This window comes from Pauljensenia hongkongensis (assembly GCF_001746855.1).
GTDB lineage: Bacteria > Actinomycetota > Actinomycetes > Actinomycetales > Actinomycetaceae > Pauljensenia > Pauljensenia hongkongensis.
Genome location: NZ_CP017298.1, coordinates 191,393 through 207,779 on the forward strand (window position 1 = coordinate 191,393; position 16,387 = coordinate 207,779).

Sequence of the window (16,387 nt, forward strand, 5' to 3'; positions counted from 1 at the left end):
AGGGCACGGGCCCCGCCCTCGGAGGCGCGGTCGATGACGATCTCCGGGGCGCCCAGGATCCACGCGGTGCGCCCGTCGCCCCACGCGCTCCACTTGCGCGCCGAGGAGAAGGGCACGCCCCAGGCCTGCGGGCCCAGCGGCGCGGGTGCCCCTTCCGCCTCCAGGTGGGTGGCGATGGCGGTGGCCGTGGCGTTCGTGCGGTCGGCCGAGGCGGTGGCCAGCGCGCCGAGGACCTGGTCCCGGTCCCCTGCCAGGACCTCGACGGAGCGCACCCGGATGCCCCCCGTGGTCAGGGTGCCCGTCTTGTCGACGCACAGCGCGTCCACGCGGGCCAGGACCTCCACCGCGGGCAGTTCCTGGACCAGCACGCCGCGGCGCGCCAGCGTGGCCGAGCCGAGCGCGAAGTTCATGGAGGTGAGCAGGACGAGCCCCTGGGGGATCATCCCGATGATCGAGGCGACCGACAGGACCAGGGCGTTGCGCCAGTCCCCGCCGTCCGCTCCGGCGACGCGGTTCTGGGACCAGAACGTCAGGACGACGACGGGGACCAGCAGGAAGGAGACGACCTGCAGGACCCGGTTGATGGAGGCCTGGATCTCGGAGACGGTGCGCGTGAACTGGCGGGCGGCGGCGGAGATCCCCTGGGCGTACACGTCGGCGCCCACGGCGGTGGCGCGCATCACCCCCGCTCCGGCGACCACGGAGGTTCCTGCCAGCAGCCGGTCCCCCGCCTGCTTCTTCACAGGGCGCGACTCGCCAGTGAGCAGGGACTCGTCGACCTCGAGCCCGTTGACTTCCAGGGCCTCGCCGTCGACGGGGACCTGGTCGCCCAGGCCCAGTGAGACGACGTCGTCGAGGACCACCTCGGCCGCGGGGATCTGCTGGGCGGTGGAGTCGCGCACCACACGGGCGCGGGGGGCGTCCACGATGGCCAGGGCGTCCAGGGTCCGCTTGGCGCGCAGCTCGGAGACGATGCCGATGACCGCGTTGATCACCATGACGCCGCCGAAGATGCCGTCCTGGATGTGCCCGAAGAGCAGGACGATGACGCTGGCCCCGACGATGATCGCGTTGAACAGCGTGAACACGTTCTCCCGGACGATGGCGGCCAGGGAACGCGATGTCTGCTCGCGCACCTTGTTCACCTGGCCGAGGGAGACCCGCTGCGCGACTTGCGCGGCGGTGAGTCCTGCGGTGGTTGTTACGGCGTTACTCACGCGTTGTTCCTTCCTTGGTGGAGCTGGCGACGAGGGAGGCGACGACCGTCACGGCCAGGACGGAGACGACGACGCACAGGGACAGGGCCGAGGAGATCTCGGGCAGGGCGGTGAGCGGGGCGCCACCGGCCACGAAGGGCAGCGCGCCGCCGCGCAGGGCCTCGAGGATCAGTTTGACGCCGATGAAAGCGAGGATGGCGCCCAGTCCGAACCCCAGGTACACGAGCCTGGAGAGCAGGGAGTCGACGAGGAAGAACAGCTGGCGCAGCCCCATCAGGGCGAACACGGTGCACGAGAAGACCAGGAACGGCTCGGAGGTGACGCCGAAGATCGCGGGGATGGAGTCGAAGGCGAACATGAGGTCCGCCGAGCCCAGCGCCATGACCACCAGGAACAGTGGGGTGATGGAGGTGCGCCCGCCGTGGCGGTGGAGGAAGCGGTTGCCGGTGTAGCCGTCGGTGACGGGCAGGACGCGGCGCACCCGGCGGACGAAGCCGTTCTCCCGGTACTCCTCCCCGTCGCCGTCCCTGCCCCGCAGCGCCTCGCGGATCTGCGTGAACGCCGTCCACTCCAGCCACAGGCCGAACACCAGGAACACGGCGGAGAAGCGGCTCACCAGCGCCGCCCCCGCCAGGATGAAGGCGAGGCGCAGGACCAGGGCGATGACGATGCCGAAGAGCAGGGCCTTCTGCTGGTACTCCCTGGGCACGCGGAACGACTTCATGATGAGGATGAAGACGAAGAGGTTGTCCACCGACAACGACCACTCCATCGCCCACCCCGTGTAGAACTCCTGGGCGTAGGCCGCGCCAGCGGCCAGCCACACCCCGATGCCGAAGAGCACCGCGAGGCCCGCGTAGAACAGCGTCCACCGCAGCGCCTCCCCCGACGACGGCGGGTGCGGCCTGCGCGCGTGCCCCGCGAAGTCGAAGGCGAACAACGCGAGCGCGATGACGGCGAGGACGGCCCACGCCCAGGGGTGGACGGTCATAGGGCGGCGTCTCCCCCGCGGTGCCCCTCCCGGGCGCGCTCCGCCTCCGCCTGCCGCGCCCTCGCCCGGCGCCCCGCCGAGACGGCCAGGGAGGCGGCGACGGTGATGACGATGACGACGACGATGAAGCCCAGGGAGAAGGGGATAGACGGCTCGGGGACCGCGGTCCAGTGCTCGCCGCCGTTGATGAAGGGCAGCTCGTTGGTGTGCAGCGCGTGGTTGACCAGTTTGAAGCCGATGAACCCCAGGATCGCCGCCAGCCCGTAGTGCAGGTAGACGACGCGGTCAAGGAGGCCGTCGATGAGGAAGTACAACTGGCGCAGGCCCAGCAGGCTGAAGGCGTTGGCCGCGAACACCAGGTAGGGCTCCACGGTCAGCGAGTAGATCGCGGGGATCGAGTCCACGGCGAACATGACGTCGGCCGTGCCGATGGCGATGACGCACAGCAGCAGGGGTGTGACGTAGGTGCGCCCGCCGTGCCGGTAGAGCATGCGCGCCCCGATGAAGCCGTCGGTGACGGGGACGACCCGGGAGACCCACTTGACGATGGACGGGGGCCTGTACTCCTCGTCCAGGTGGGCGTCGGGGTCCTCAGCGCCCTCGCGGATCTGTGAGAACGCGGTCCACAGCAGCCACAGGCCGAAAGGGTAGAACACCCACGACCAGCTCTCGATCATGGCCTTGCCGACCAGGATGAAGGCGAGGCGCAGGACCAGGGCGATGACGATCCCCGCCAGCAGGACCTCCTGCTGGTTCTTCCTGGGCACGCGGAAGGCTGTGATGATGAGCACGAACACGAACAGGTTGTCGACGGACAGGGCCTTCTCGGTGACATAGCCCGCGAAGTACTGCTGCCCGAAGTCAGCGCCCCAGACGGCCCAGACGAGGCCGCCGAAGGCGAGGGCGAATCCGATGTAGCCCAGCGACCACCACGCGGCCTCGCGGATGGTGGGCTCGTGGGGGGTTCGGACGTGGCCGACTATGTCGATGGTGATCATGGTGATGATGATCGCCGCCAGCGCGGCCCATCCGATGGCGTGGACCTCCACAGATATTCCTCCGGTACGGTTGGGGTACCGGAGGTCTCCTTCCGCCCTCCCCGGTGGGATCGGGCCGGTGGCACCGGAGGCCGTTGGGCCGTCGTGGTGACGATGCCACTGTTGGTGGAAGTACTCCCCTCCGCTAACGGGAACCAGGGTACCCGATGACGCAGGGCGGGCACGACACCGTCCGGGTGGTGTGCGTCGCGGCCCTACTGGGCGCGCTTCATGGCGCGCAGCTCCTTCTTGAGGTCCTCGATCTCGTCGCGCAGGCGCGCCGCGAGTTCGAATTGCAGGTGGGCGGCCGCCGTCATCATCTGCTCGGACAGCTCCTCGATGAGGGAGGCGAGGTCCCCCTGGGCGCGCCCGGCGGCGCCCCGGGCGCCCGCCGCGGTCCGCTCGGCAGCCGTCTTCTCGCGGCGGTAGCCGCCCTCGAGCAGGGACTCCGTGTCGATCTGCTCGCGGGCCAGCATGTCGGTGACGTCCGCGATCCGTTTGCGCAGAGGCTTGGGGTCGATCCCGTGCTCGCGGTTGTAGGCGATCTGCAGGTCGCGCCTGCGCATCGTCTCCGACAGGGCCTCGCGCATGGAGTCCGTGACGGTGTCGGCGTACATGTGGACCTCGCCGGACACGTTGCGGGCGGCGCGGCCGATGGTCTGGATCAGGGACCGGGTGGAGCGCAAGAACCCCTCCTTGTCGGCGTCCAGGATGGACACGAGGGAGACCTCGGGCAGGTCGAGGCCCTCGCGCAGCAGGTTGATGCCGACGAGCACGTCGAAGGCCCCCTTGCGCAGTTCGCGCAGAAGCTCCACGCGGCGCAGGGTGTCGACGTCGGAGTGCAGGTACTCGACCCGGACGCCGCGCTCGGCCAGGTAGGTGGTGAGCTCCTCGGCCATCTTCTTCGTGAGGGTGGTGACCAGCACCCGTTCGTCCTTCTCGACGCGGGCGCGCACCTGCTCGAGGAGGTCGTCGATCTGCCCTTCGGTCGGTTTGACGGTGACGAGGGGGTCGACGAGGCCGGTGGGCCGGATGATCTGCTCGACGACGCCGTCGGAGCGGTCGAGCTCGTAGGGGCCGGGGGTGGCGGACAGGTACACGGTCTGGCCGATGCGCGCGGTGAACTCGTCCCATTTGAGGGGCCTGTTGTCCATGGCGGAGGGCAGGCGGAAACCGTGGTCGACGAGGGTGCGTTTGCGGGACATGTCGCCCTCGAACATGGCGCCGATCTGCGGGACCGTCACGTGGGACTCGTCGATGATGAGCAGGAAGTCGTCGGGGAAGTAGTCGAGCAGGGTGTGCGGGGGCGTGCCGGGCCCCCGCCCGTCGATGTGGCGCGAGTAGTTCTCCACCCCGGCGCACGACCCGATCTCGCGGAGCATCTCCAGGTCGAAGGTGGTGCGCATGCGCAGGCGCTGGGCCTCGAGGAGCTTGCCCTGCCCCTCGAACCAGGCGACCCTCTCCTCCATCTCCTCCTCGATGGTGCCGATCGCGCGCTTCATGCGCTCCTCCCCTGCGACGTAGTGCGAGGCGGGGAAGAGGTAGGTGCGGTCGACCTCGTCGATGACATCGCCGGTGAGGGGGTGCAGCACGGCCAGGGAGTCGATCTCGTCCCCGAACATCTCGATCCGGATGGCGAGCTCCTCGTAGACCGGGATGATCTCGATGGTGTCGCCGCGCACGCGGAAGGTGCCGCGCGTGAAGGCCATGTCGTTGCGCACGTACTGCATGGCGACGAAACGGCGCAGCAGCGCGTCCCGGTCGATCCGCATGCCGCGCTCCAGCTCGATCATCCGCGCCACGTACTCCTCGGGGGTGCCCAGGCCGTAGATGCACGACACGGAGGACACGACCACCGTGTCGCGGCGGGTGAGCAGGGAGTTGGTCGCGCTGTGCCGCAGGCGCTCCACCTCGTCGTTGATGGAGGAGTCCTTCTCGATGAACGTGTCGGTCTGGGGGACGTAGGCCTCGGGCTGGTAGTAGTCGTAGTAGGAGACGAAGTACTCCACGGCGTTGCCCGGCAGCAGTTCCCTGAACTCGGCGGCCAGCTGGGCGGCCAGGGTCTTGTTGGGCTCGAGGACGAGCGCGGGGCGCTGCAGCTCCTCGATGAGCCACGCGGTGGTCGCGCTCTTGCCGGTGCCGGTCGCGCCCATGAGGACCACGTCCTGCTCGCCGTCGCGGATCCGGGAGGCGAGTTCCTTGATCGCCTTGGGCTGGTCCCCCGACGGCGAGTACTCGGAGACGACTTCGAAGGGGCGCTCTTGGCGGAGGACGGGTTTTTCGCTCACCCGCCTACGCTACGCCATAGCGCCCGCCCCCGCTGACGGGCCGGTGGGCGCCAGCCACTGGGCGAGCACAGCGGCGGCGACCGCGCGCAGCTCGTCGGCGGTGCCCGAGTTGTCGATCCAAACGCTCGCCACCGCGCGCCTCTGCTCGTCGGAGGCCTGGGAGGCCATGCGCCGCAGAGCGTCCGCACGACCCACTCCCCTGGCCGCCAGGCGCTCGAGGCGCTCCTCCACGGGGGCGTCCACGACGACGACGGCGTCGAAGAGGCCTGCGCCCCCGCCCTCGACGAGCAGCGGCACGTCGTAGACGGCGACGGCCCCCCGGGGCGCGGCCCGCAGGACCGCCCAGGCGCGCTCGTCGATGGCGGGGTGGGTGATGGCCCCCAGCGCGGCCACCGCCTCGTCGTCGCCGAAGACACGGGCCGCCAGCGCCGCCCGGTCCAGGGCCCCGTCGGCGCCGACCACGTCCTCGCCGAAGCGCTCGCGGATACGGGCGAGCACAGGGGTCCCAGGGGCGACGACCTCGCGGGCGAGCGCGTCCGCGTCGGCGAGGACAGCCCCCCCTGCGCTCCATCTCGCGGGCGGCCGTGGACTTGCTCGAGCCGATGCCCCCGGTGAGCGCGACGACGCGGGCCGGGCCCGCCGCGGGCGGGGGCGGCAGGGGGCGCACGAGGCGGGCTCGGGCGCCCCCGATGACGATCTGGTCCATCCGCCCAGGGTATTCCCCGTTTGGCACCGGCGCCCGCCCATGCCAGAATCGACGCAGACATCGACCGCTCACGAGGCCCCAGGACAGTGCCGACGCATACGAACACGAACACGACCGCCGCCCCGAACAGGACCGGGCTGCTGATCGCCACCTCGCTCACCCTGTTCTCCATGTTCTTCGGCGCCGGGAACCTCATATTCCCGCCGATCATGGGGGCGAACGCGGGCACCAGTTTCCCGTGGGCGATGACGGGCTTCCTGATCGGCGCGGTCGCGCTGCCCGTGCTGTCCATCATCACGATCGCCCTGTCGGGCACCGACCTGCGGGATCTGGCGTCCAGGGGAGGCCGGGTCTTCGGCATCGTTTTCCCCGGCCTCGTCTACTTGTCCATCGGAGCCTTCTACGCGCTGCCGCGCACGGGGGCCGTGTCCTTCTCCACGGCGATCGCGCCCTTGACGGGCTGGTCCTCGTCATTGGCCTCGACGCTCTTCAACGTCGTTTTCTTCGGAGTCGCGCTCTTCCTGTCGTGGAACCCCCGGTCCATCACCGACTCGCTGGGCAAGGTCCTCACGCCCTTGCTGCTCGTGCTCCTGGTGCTGCTGGTGTTCCTGTCGTTGGCGAACCTGCCGGCCTCGACTTCCGCGCCGACCGCCGCCTACGCGAGCGCGCCCCTCACATCCGGTCTGCTGGACGGGTACATGACGATGGACTCGATTGCGGCGCTCGCCTTCGGCATCGTGGTGGTCACCTCCCTGGAGCGCACAGGGGGCGGCATCGGGGCCAAGATGGTGCGCCGCACCTCCGTGACGGCACTCATCGCGGGGGCGCTGCTGGCGCTGGTCTACGTCGGCCTCGGACTGATCGGGCACGTGATGCCCGGCGGCCAGGAGTACACCGACGGCGCCAGCCTGCTGGCCGACGCCGCGCAGATGACCATCGGATGGCCGGGGCAGGTCGTCTTCGGATTGATCGTCCTCACCGCGTGCATGACGACGGCTGTGGGCCTCATCGCGGCGACCTCCGAGTTCTTCCACCGCCTGCTCCCGGTCGTGCCCTACCGGGCGTGGATGGCCGCCTTCACCGTGATCTCCTTCGTTCTCGCGGCTGCGGGCCTGAACTCCGTGCTGGCCGTCGCGGTCCCCATCATCACCTTCCTCTACCCGATCGCCATCACCATCGTGTTCACGACGATCCTCACGCGCCCTCTGCGCCTGACGACGCCCGGGCTGTGGGCGTTCCGCGCCTCGGCGTGGGCCGCTGCGATCTGGTCGGGGGCCAGCGCTCTCGCCGCGGCGGCGCCGCTGGGGCAGCTGCGGGCGCTGCTCTCGGTGAGCCCGTGGCAGGATCTGCAACTCGGCTGGATCGTTCCCACCGCCCTCGCCTTCGCGGTCGGCCTGGCCGCCGACCTGGCCGTGGCGCGGCGCGATGCGTGAACCGGATCCCTGCGCTCGAGGCGTGGGGCGGACGGCACCCAGACCGTGTGCCTGGCCGCCCACCTCCCCGTGCTCGAGGACGGGTCGTCGGCCAGCATCGGGGTGGGCAATTGGTCATCGGGGCGGGCAACGCATTGGGGAGGGGCCCCGCATCGGGGCAGGCAAGGGGCCATTGGGGTAGGCAATTGGTCATCGGGGTGGGCAACGCATTGGGGAGGGGCCCCGCATCGGAGCAGGCAAAGGGCGATTGGGGTAGGCAACGGGTCATCGGAGTAGGTAATTTGCCTACCCCAATGTGTGGTTCCCTACCCCGATGCCCCGCCAGCACCGGCGGCCCCGGACGGATCCAGGGCCGCCAACGGCAACCGCGGACTGATGCTCCGTTGCGGCACAACACTCTTCGCATTACCGCCACACATCATCAGCCCGGACGTGGACAAAGCGGTGGCCCCGGATATTCCGGGGCCACCGCTCACGCGTTCACATGCGCGACGCGCCGATTCAGTTGTTGTTGGTGAGCTTCTCGCGCAGGGCGGCCAGGGCCTCGTCGGAGGCCAGCGTGCCCTCGGAGTCGACCGGCGTGGAGTAGGAGGCCTGCTCCTGGATGGACGGAGCAGAATCCGCGTCCTCCTCCAGCGCCCGGCGGACCTGCGCCTTGTGGGCCTCCCAGCGGGCCTGGGCCTCCGTGTACTGGTTCTCCCAGGCCTCGCGCTGGGCCTCGAAGCCCTCGATCCACTCCTGGGTCTCCGGGTCGAAGCCCTCGGGGTACTTGTAGTTGCCGTCCTCGTCGTACTCGGCGGCCATGCCGTACAGCGACGGATCGAACTCCTCCGAGTTCGGGTCCACGCCCTCGTTGGCCTGCTTGAGGGACAGGGAGATGCGGCGGCGGTCCAAGTCGATGTCGATGACCTTGACGAAGACCTCCTCGTTGACCTTGACGACTTGGTCGGGCAGCTCGATGTGGCGCTGGGCCAGCTCGGAGATGTGCACCAGGCCCTCGATGCCGTCCTCGACGCGCACGAAGGCGCCGAAGGGGACCAGCTTGGTGACCTTGCCGGGCACGACCTGGCCGATCGCGTGCGTGCGGGCGAAGGCCTGCCACGGATCCTCCTGGGTCGCCTTGAGCGACAGGGACACGCGCTCGCGGTCCATGTCCACGTCGAGCACCTCGACGGTGACCTCCTGGCCGACCTCGACGACCTCGGAGGGGTGGTCGATGTGCTTCCAGGACAGCTCGGAGACGTGGACGAGGCCGTCGACGCCGCCCAGGTCCACGAACGCGCCGAAGTTGACGATCGAGGAGACGGTGCCCGTGCGGACCTGGCCCTTCTGCAGGGTGTGCAGGAAGTTCGTGCGCACCTCGGACTGGGTCTGCTCCAGCCAGGCGCGGCGCGACAGGACCACGTTGTTGCGGTTCTTGTCGAGTTCGATGATCTTCGCGTCCAGCTCGCGGCCGATGTAGGGCGCGAGGTCGCGGACGCGGCGCATCTCGACCAGCGAGGCCGGCAGGAAGCCGCGCAGGCCGATGTCGAGGATCAGGCCGCCCTTGACGACCTCGATGACGGTGCCGGTGACGACGCCGTCCTCTTCCTTGACCTTCTCGATCTGCCCCCAGGCGCGCTCGTACTGGGCGCGCTTCTTGGACAGCAGCAGACGGCCCTCCTTGTCCTCCTTCTGGAGCACAAGCGCCTCAACCTGGTCGCCGACGGCGACGACGTCGTCCGGGTTGACGTCGTGCTTGATGGACAGCTCGCGAGAGAGGATCACGCCCTCAGTCTTATAGCCGATGTCGAGGAGGACCTCATCGTGGTCGACCTTGACGACAGTGCCCTCGACGATGTCGCCATCGTTGAAATATTTGATGGTCTCGTCAATGGCGGCGAGCAGATCTTCAGTCGATCCGATGTCGTTGATCGCGACCTGCGGCGTATTCGTGGTCATGTAGTAGTTTCTCCGAAGTGGACTGGGTAGTTGGGTGGACAATTCCAGCGACCGGGGCCGACTACGGGTGCAGTCCACCCCGGGCACTGCTATCACCCTATCAGGTTTCTCACAGGCGCCTAGGCCCTTGTCCCCAAGCGCGACGTGGCATTGGTCGCTGGAGGCGCCCTCAGTGCGCCGCCTCCTGCCAGGACGGCCCCACCCCCACTGACACGTCCAGGGGGACCCTCAGGGAGGCGACGCCCGCCATCTCCTGGCGCACGGCCTCCTCGACCCGCTCGCGCTCCCCCGGTGCCACCTCGACCAGCAGCTCGTCGTGGATCTGCACCAGGACGCGCGAGCGCAGGCCCGCCCGGCCGAGGGCTCCGACGACGCCGATCATCGCCAGTTTCATGATGTCCGCGGCGCTGCCCTGGATGGGGGCGTTGAGCGCGGCGCGCTCGGCCATCTCCCGGCGCTGCCGGTTGTCGCTGCCCAGGTCGGGCAGGTAGCGGCGCCTGTGGTACATCGTCTCCGTGTAGCCGCGCGAGCGCGCCTGGTCCACCAGCGACTCCAGGTAGTCGCGCACGCCGCCGAAGCGCTCGAAGTAGCGTTCGCGCAGGGCGGCCGCCTCGGGAACGGGGATGCCGAGCTGCTTGGACAGGCCGTACTTCGACAGCCCGTAGGCCAGGCCGTAGGACGTGGCCTTGATGCGGGAGCGCTGCTGGGCGGTGACTTCGGCGACCGGCGTGCCGAACACCATGGAGGCCATGGTCCGGTGCAGGTCCTCCCCCGAGTTGAACGCCCCGATGAGTCCCTCGTCCTGGGACAGGTGGGCCATGATGCGCATCTCGATCTGGGAGTAGTCGGCGCTCATGAGCGCCTCGAAGCCCGGTCCGGCCACGAAACCGCCCCGGATCCGCATCCCGTCCGCGCTGCGCGCCGGGATGTTCTGCAGATTCGGATCCGCCGACGCCAATCGGCCCGTGGCGGCCGCCACCTGGGAGAAGGTCGTGTGGATGCGCCCGTCGTCGGCCACGGAGGCGATCAGGGAGTCCACCATCTGCTTGAGCTTGATGCGGTCGCGGTGGGCCAGCAGGTGCCCCAGGAACTCGTGGCCGTCGCCACCGCGCTCCGCAGTCTTGGCGTAGAGGTCCTGCAGGGCCTCGGCGTTCGTCGTGTACCCGGTCTTCGTCCTGCGGGTCCGGGGCAGGCCGAAGTGCTCGAAGAGCACCTCCTGCAACTGCTTGGGGCTCGACAGGTTCACCTCGCGCCCCAGGACGGCCAGCGCCCCTTCGCGCGCCCGCTCCACGTCGCCGCCGAGCTCGTCCGACAGCGCGCCCAGGCGGGCCGAGTCGACTCCGATCCCCACCCTCTCCATGCCCGCCAGGACGGCCGCCGTGGGCATCTCGACATCGGAGAGGAGGCCCGCCTCCCCGCTGCCGCGCAGGGCCTCCCCCAGCTCGGCCCGCAGGGGGTGCAGGGCGGCGCACAGTCGCCCGAGGCGGGCCCCGGCCACGCCGGGCCCCTCCCCCTCGGCCGCCAGGTCGAAGAGCGCGTCGTCGGGGGCGCCCCCGCCCACGTCGAGGCCCAGGACCCTGCCGACCAGGTCGGCGGCGGCGTAGGACCGCTGGTCGGGGGCGACCAGGTAGGCGGCGAGCATGACGTCGAAGCACTCCTCCCCCAGGGTCCAGCCCTGGGCCCGCAGGGCGTGCGCGGTGCCCTTCCAGTCGTGGACCACGGCCACTGCGCCGGCCAGCACGCCCCCGACCTGGTCCACTTGCGCGGGGGTGAGCAGCGCCGGGTCGATGACCAGGGCGCGGCGCGCGCCCGCCAGGGCGAGCCGGTCCACGCGGCCCGAGACGGCGCGCGGGTCCCCCTCCACCAGGACGGCGACCGGGGCGTTGTCCCGCGCCCACTGGGCGATGTCGGTGTCCTCCTGGCACGCCCCCACGGCGACGTCCGGCCCCCCGTTGCCGCCCGCCGGCGCGTCGGCCCCACGTGCCCCCTCCGCTCCGGCGCGCCCCACGTGGGCGACCTGGCGGACCCTCCGGCGCAGCGAACCGAACTCGAGCGCGTCGAAGAGGGACTGGATCTCCGCGAAGTCGGTGGGCCCCCTGCGCAGGTCGTCGATGCCCACTCCCAGGTCGAGGTCGTCGACGAGGCGGTTGAGCCTGCGGTTGCGGCGGACTTCGTCGGCGTGGTCGCGCAGGGCCTGCCCGCGCTTGCCGCCGACCTCGTCCGCCCGCGCCAGCAGGTTGTCCAGCCCGTCGAAGCGGGCGATCCACTGCGCGGCGGTCTTCGGCCCGACCCCCGGCACTCCCGGCAGGTTGTCGCTGGCCTCGCCCACCAGGGCCGCGACCTCCGGGTAGCGGTGCGGGGGGACGCCGTACTTCGCCTCGACCGCAGCCGGATCCATGCGCCTCAGGTCCCCCGGTCCGGTGCCCGGGTAGAGCACCGTGACGCGCTCGCCCACGGTCTGGAAGGAATCGCGGTCGCCCGACACCACCAGGACGCGCATGCCCGCCTCGGCGCCCCTGCGCGCCACGGTGGCCAGGATGTCGTCCGCCTCGTAGCGCTCCTTCGTGAGGCTCGTGATGCCCATGGCGCCGAGCACCTGCCCGATGAGTTCGACCTGGCCCTTGAACTCCTCCGGCGTCGCGTCGCGCGTGCCCTTGTACTCCGGGTACTCGTCGGTGCGGAAGGAATGGCGGGACAGGTCGAAGGCGACGGCAACGTGGGTGGGCCGCTCCTGCTCCAGCAGGCGCGTGAGCATCGACACGAAACCGTAGACGGCGTTCGTGCAGCGCCCCGTCGTCGTCACGAATTTGTCCGCGGGCAGGGCGTAGAACGCGCGGTACGCCATCGAATGGCCGTCGATGATCAGCACAGTGTCACTCACACATGACACCCTAGATGCCATGGCACCATCAGACCAGACGAAAACACCCTCCGACGCCGCCCGCCACTGGGTCGGCGCCTCGTGGCCCGGCACTCTCATGGAGCTCACGGGCATGGAGGTCCTCGAGCACACGGCGCGCAGGACCGTGGTCTCCATGCCAGTGGCGGGGAACCTCCAGAACGGAGGGATACTGCACGGCGGCGCCAGCGCCGCGCTGGCGGAGACGGCGGGCTCCTTCGCCGCGTGCGCCCACGCCGACGACCTCCACCCCGGGGGCGGGGCCTACGCGGTGGGGACCGAGCTCTCGGCGTCCCACGTCGCAGCCGGGCGCGGGGGGCGGGTCACCGCCGTGGCGACCGCAGCGCACCTGGGCCGCACCTCCACCGTCCACACCGTCGAGGTGCGCGACGAGGACGGGCGCCTCATATCCTGCGCCCGCATCACCAACAGGATCCTCATGCGGCGGTGACGGGCGGGCCCGGGCGCCGCCGTCCGTCCAACGGCGCCAGGGCCCGGGCCTCAGTCGTCCACTTGGTTGATGATCGCGTCCGCGACCTCCCGCATCGAGAGCCTGCGGTCCATGGACGTCTTCTGGATCCACCGGAACGCCTCCGGTTCGCTCATCCCCATGTTCTTCATGAGCAGGCCCTTCGCGCGGTCGACGCGTTTACGGGTCTCGAAGCGGTCGGTGAGGTCGGCGACCTGGTCCTCCAGGGACTCGATCTCCGCGTGGCGGCTGAGCGCGATCTCGACTGCGGGGATCAGGTCCGCGGGGCTGAAGGGCTTGACGACATAAGCCATCGCCCCCGCGTCCCGCGCGCGCTCCACCAGTTCGGTCTGCGAGAACGCCGTGAGCATGACGACCGCGCAGGAGAGCTCCTGGAGGATCTTCTCCGCTGCGGTGATGCCGTCCATCTTCGGCATCTTGACGTCCATGACGCACAGGTCCGGCTCCAGGTCGAGCGCCAGCTGGACCGCTTCCTCGCCGTCGGCCGCCTCGCCGACGACGTCGAACCCGGCCGACGTCAGCGTCTCGACGATGTCGAGACGGATAAGCCCCTCGTCCTCGGCGACGAGTACGCGACGCGGCTCGGTCTGCTCTTCAGTCATATCGTGTTCCTCGGTTTGATCGGTTTGTTCAACTATTCTATTGTGTACCTACGCAGCGCGTAAGCCCCGATAGCCCAACTGGCAGAGGCGGTCGGCTCAAACCCGGCTTGTTGTGGGTTCGAATCCCACTCGGGGTACCGCCCTTGGTGGCCGTGGCATCATGGTACCGGTTCACAGGCCGCGTTGCTGGCATTGACTGTGCGCGCCACGCCACAACAGAGGAGTCCTCCGCGGGCTCCGGCTGCCCCCTCGGCACCCGGAGGGCCCTGGTCGGACCCGGAGGGGACGGGCCCCAGTGCCCCGGAGCCTCTACGCGCAGCCCATGCGCCGACGCCGGGAACGGGTCGGCCCTCCGGCGCCGACGATGAAGGCCCCGGCCCCTGGATGCGAAGAGCGGACGCGGATAAAGCAAGGCCCCGAGCAGTAGCTCGGGGCCGTTCGCTTTCTCCCTCACGCGACCGGGGTGACTTCGAGGCCGAGGTACTCGGCCGCCTTCCCGCGCAGTTCGGGCTCATCGAGGTCCGCGATCGCTTTCGCGATCCTCGAATCGTGGAAGTCGGCGAACCAAGGCGCCACAGCGTGCGACAGTTGCGCGACCTCCAGGTTGTTGGCCACACGGCCGAACAGTGTGTCGTGGACCGACACGGTCCGGATATCTGTATTCATTTCTCCTCCATCATTTCCGGTCGCGCCCGCAGTATGTGCTTGACCCGCACAGGCAACTGGGGCGCTTCTCATTCGCGGCCGCACGGCCGCAGGACTGGGTCCCCTTTGGCCCGATCCCCCAACGCGCATCACGCGTAGTCATGTACTCTAGCGCATCCACGGGCCCTTGTCACCCCCAGCCCCCCAATTCCGAGGACCATGACGTGGCGGTTGCTCCGAGGGCCCTGGGCAGTGGCGGTGTTCCAAGAACGGCGCGCCCCCGTCGGCGGCGCGTACGAGGACGAGCACTCCCCCGCCACAGCCGATCAGTCCCGGCCGGGCGCATGAGCAGAGGGGCGCCGGAAACCCGGCGCCCCCCGCGTCGCGGTACGACTAGCGGGTGCCTCCGATCGAGTAGTCCGCCTCGTCACCGATGTTGTGGATGCGCAGCATGTTCGACGAGCCCGGCGTCCCCGGGGGCATGCCCGCGATGAGGACCAGTTGGTCGCCGATCTCAGCCAGGCGCGAGGTCTGGGCCACCTGGTCGACCTGCCACACCATGTCGTCGGTGTGGCGCACTTCGGGGACCCTGTAGGCCCGGATGCCCCACGACAGGGCCAACTGCCTGCGGGTGGACTCCAAAGGGGTGAAGGCGAGCATCGGGATGGCGCGGCGCATGCGCGACATGAGGCGGGCGCTGCGCCCGGACTGGGTGAAGGTCACCAGGTACCTCGCCTCGAGGTGCTCGGCGATCTTGCCCGCCGCCTCGCAGATCACGGCGGCCCGGTCAGACGCGTAGTACCCGGGGATGGTGGCGATGCGCTCGCCGCCCTCCTCCTCGGTGGCCTCGATGATGCGGGCCATCGTCCGGACCGTCTCGATGGGGAAAGCCCCCACCGAGGTCTCGCCGGAGAGCATGACCGCGTCGGCTCCGTCCAGGATCGCGTTCGCGCAGTCGGACGCCTCGGCGCGGGTGGGACGGGGGTTCTTGATCATGGAGTCCATGACCTGGGTGGCGACGATGACGGGCTTTCCCGCGATGCGGGCGAGTTCGATGGCGCGCTTCTGGACCAGGGGCACCGCCTCCAGGGGCATCTCCACACCGAGGTCGCCGCGCGCGACCATGATGCCGTCGAAGGCGTCGACGATCCCCTCCAGGGCGTCGACCGCCTGGGGCTTCTCGATCTTCGCGATGACGGGGATGCGCTTGCCCTCCTCGTCCATGATCGCGTGCACGTCCTCGATGTCTGCCGCACTGCGCACGAAGGACAGGGCGATGAAGTCGGCGTCCTGGCGGATGCCCCACCGCAGGTCCTCCTTGTCCTTCTCCGACAGTGCGGGGACGGAGACGGCGACGCCCGGCAGGTTGAGGCCCTTGTGGTCCGATACGGTCCCGGGGACTTCGACGCGCGTCGTGACATCGGTGTCGGTGACCTCGACGACGCGGACCGCCACGTTCCCGTCGTCGATGAGCAGGCGGTCGCCGGGGGCGCAATCGCCCGGCAGGCCCTTGAACGTGGTGCCGACCAGCTCCTTCGTGCCGGGCACATCACGGGTGGTGATGGTGAAGGTGTCGCCCACGGCGAGTTCCTGGGGCCCATCGGCGAAGGTCTCGAGACGGATCTTGGGCCCCTGGAGGTCGACCAGGACGGCGATGGCGCGTCCCGACGTCTGGGACGCCGTGCGGACGCGTGCGATGACGGCCTCGTGCTCCTCGGCATTTCCATGGGACCGGTTGATACGCGCGACATCCATTCCGGCGTCAACCAGTGCTTGGATCTGCTCCGGCGAGTCGGTCGCGGGACCAATAGTGCAGACAATCTTAGCTCGGCGCATATAGACGATAATAGCGTGGACGGGAACGTCCGTTCCCGGTGAATCGTCGGAGGCGGACGTGATAGTCCCCATTGCGCCGACCGGATCGCCTCAGTCGCGGTCCGGCCCCGCGTCCTCCCCGTCGTTCCCGCCGGTCAGGGCGCTGCCAGGACTGTCCGCACGAGGCGCGCCGGACCCGACCGCGGCCGTCCCCTCCGGGGTACCGGCGCCGTCGGCAGCCGTGAGCGCCTCCCCTTCGAGTGGGTCGGCGGAGTCGGCCCGCGGACCGCCCTCGGGAGCAGCGGGCGCTCCGTCCCCGTCGG

12 protein-coding genes, 1 tRNA gene and 1 pseudogene are annotated in these 16,387 nt (G+C 69.8%); 3 read left to right on the forward strand and 11 right to left on the reverse strand.

Translation table 11 applies throughout. The features are described 5' to 3' along the window. The 5 genes from BH719_RS09915 to coaE form a co-directional block, all read right to left on the reverse strand. On the reverse strand, positions 1 to 1,217 hold a 1,217-nt coding region (locus tag BH719_RS09915), incomplete at its 3' end, for an HAD-IC family P-type ATPase (RefSeq protein WP_009399958.1). Then, positions 1,210 to 2,208 (reverse strand): TerC/Alx family metal homeostasis membrane protein, encoded by a 999-nt coding sequence (locus BH719_RS00870; protein ID WP_009399960.1) that lies wholly within the window; start codon positions 2,206 to 2,208, stop codon positions 1,210 to 1,212. The genes BH719_RS09915 and BH719_RS00870, both read right to left, overlap by 8 nt. Beyond that, positions 2,205 to 3,257 (reverse strand): TerC/Alx family metal homeostasis membrane protein, encoded by a 1,053-nt coding sequence (locus BH719_RS00875; protein WP_009399962.1) that lies wholly within the window; start codon positions 3,255 to 3,257, stop codon positions 2,205 to 2,207. The genes BH719_RS00870 and BH719_RS00875 overlap by 4 nt, the downstream gene beginning before the upstream one ends. 203 nt (positions 3,258 to 3,460) lie before the next feature. Then, positions 3,461 to 5,533 carry an excinuclease ABC subunit UvrB gene (gene uvrB / locus BH719_RS00880; RefSeq protein WP_009399965.1) on the reverse strand — a complete coding sequence of 691 codons (2,073 nt, stop codon included), beginning with the start codon at positions 5,531 to 5,533 and terminating at the stop codon, positions 3,461 to 3,463. Positions 5,534 to 5,542: 9 nt separating this feature from the next. After that, entirely contained in the window at positions 5,543 to 6,280 is a 738-nt protein-coding gene (gene coaE / locus BH719_RS00885; protein ID WP_245683295.1) for a dephospho-CoA kinase, read from the reverse strand. Positions 6,281 to 6,325: 45 nt separating this feature from the next. Here coaE and brnQ point away from each other — a divergent pair, with 45 nt between their 5' ends. Further along, complete coding sequence (gene brnQ, locus BH719_RS00890) at positions 6,326 to 7,672, forward strand: branched-chain amino acid transport system II carrier protein (protein ID WP_009399968.1); 1,347 nt, start codon at positions 6,326 to 6,328, stop codon at positions 7,670 to 7,672. A 501-nt stretch (positions 7,673 to 8,173) separates the two neighbouring features. Here the strand turns inward: brnQ and rpsA are convergent. Together rpsA and polA are read right to left on the reverse strand one after the other, a co-directional pair. Then, positions 8,174 to 9,613, reverse strand: a complete 1,440-nt coding sequence (gene rpsA, locus BH719_RS00895; RefSeq protein WP_009399970.1) for a 30S ribosomal protein S1 — start codon at positions 9,611 to 9,613, stop codon at positions 8,174 to 8,176. A gap of 169 nt (positions 9,614 to 9,782) precedes the next feature. Further along, the gene (gene polA / locus BH719_RS00900) at positions 9,783 to 12,515 is read right to left on the reverse strand and encodes a DNA polymerase I (RefSeq protein WP_173647168.1); all 2,733 of its coding nucleotides are present in this window, start codon (positions 12,513 to 12,515) and stop codon (positions 9,783 to 9,785) included. Between polA and BH719_RS00905 the strand changes: the two genes are divergently transcribed. After that, positions 12,514 to 12,963: a PaaI family thioesterase gene (locus BH719_RS00905; protein WP_034219455.1), complete on the forward strand. Its 450-nt coding sequence runs from the start codon at positions 12,514 to 12,516 to the stop codon at positions 12,961 to 12,963. The two genes, polA and BH719_RS00905, sit on opposite strands and share 2 nt — an antisense overlap. 50 nt (positions 12,964 to 13,013) lie before the next feature. Here BH719_RS00905 and BH719_RS00910 read toward each other — a convergent pair whose 3' ends face one another. Further along, positions 13,014 to 13,604, reverse strand: a complete 591-nt coding sequence (locus tag BH719_RS00910; protein WP_009399973.1) for an ANTAR domain-containing response regulator — start codon at positions 13,602 to 13,604, stop codon at positions 13,014 to 13,016. Positions 13,605 to 13,667: 63 nt separating this feature from the next. Here BH719_RS00910 and BH719_RS00915 point away from each other — a divergent pair. After that, positions 13,668 to 13,741 (forward strand) — tRNA-Leu (locus BH719_RS00915). Positions 13,742 to 14,054: 313 nt separating this feature from the next. On the opposite strand, the gene BH719_RS00920 is transcribed toward BH719_RS00915, so the two are convergent. The 3 genes and pseudogenes from BH719_RS00920 to BH719_RS09770 all read right to left on the reverse strand — a co-directional run. Beyond that, entirely contained in the window at positions 14,055 to 14,270 is a 216-nt protein-coding gene (locus BH719_RS00920; protein WP_009399974.1) for a hypothetical protein, read from the reverse strand. Positions 14,271 to 14,642: 372 nt separating this feature from the next. Then, positions 14,643 to 16,085 (reverse strand): pyruvate kinase, encoded by a 1,443-nt coding sequence (pyk, locus tag BH719_RS00925; RefSeq protein ID WP_081691908.1) that lies wholly within the window; start codon positions 16,083 to 16,085, stop codon positions 14,643 to 14,645. A gap of 90 nt (positions 16,086 to 16,175) precedes the next feature. Continuing rightward, positions 16,176 to 16,387 (reverse strand): annotated as a pseudogene (locus BH719_RS09770) (prolipoprotein diacylglyceryl transferase); the annotation flags it as partial.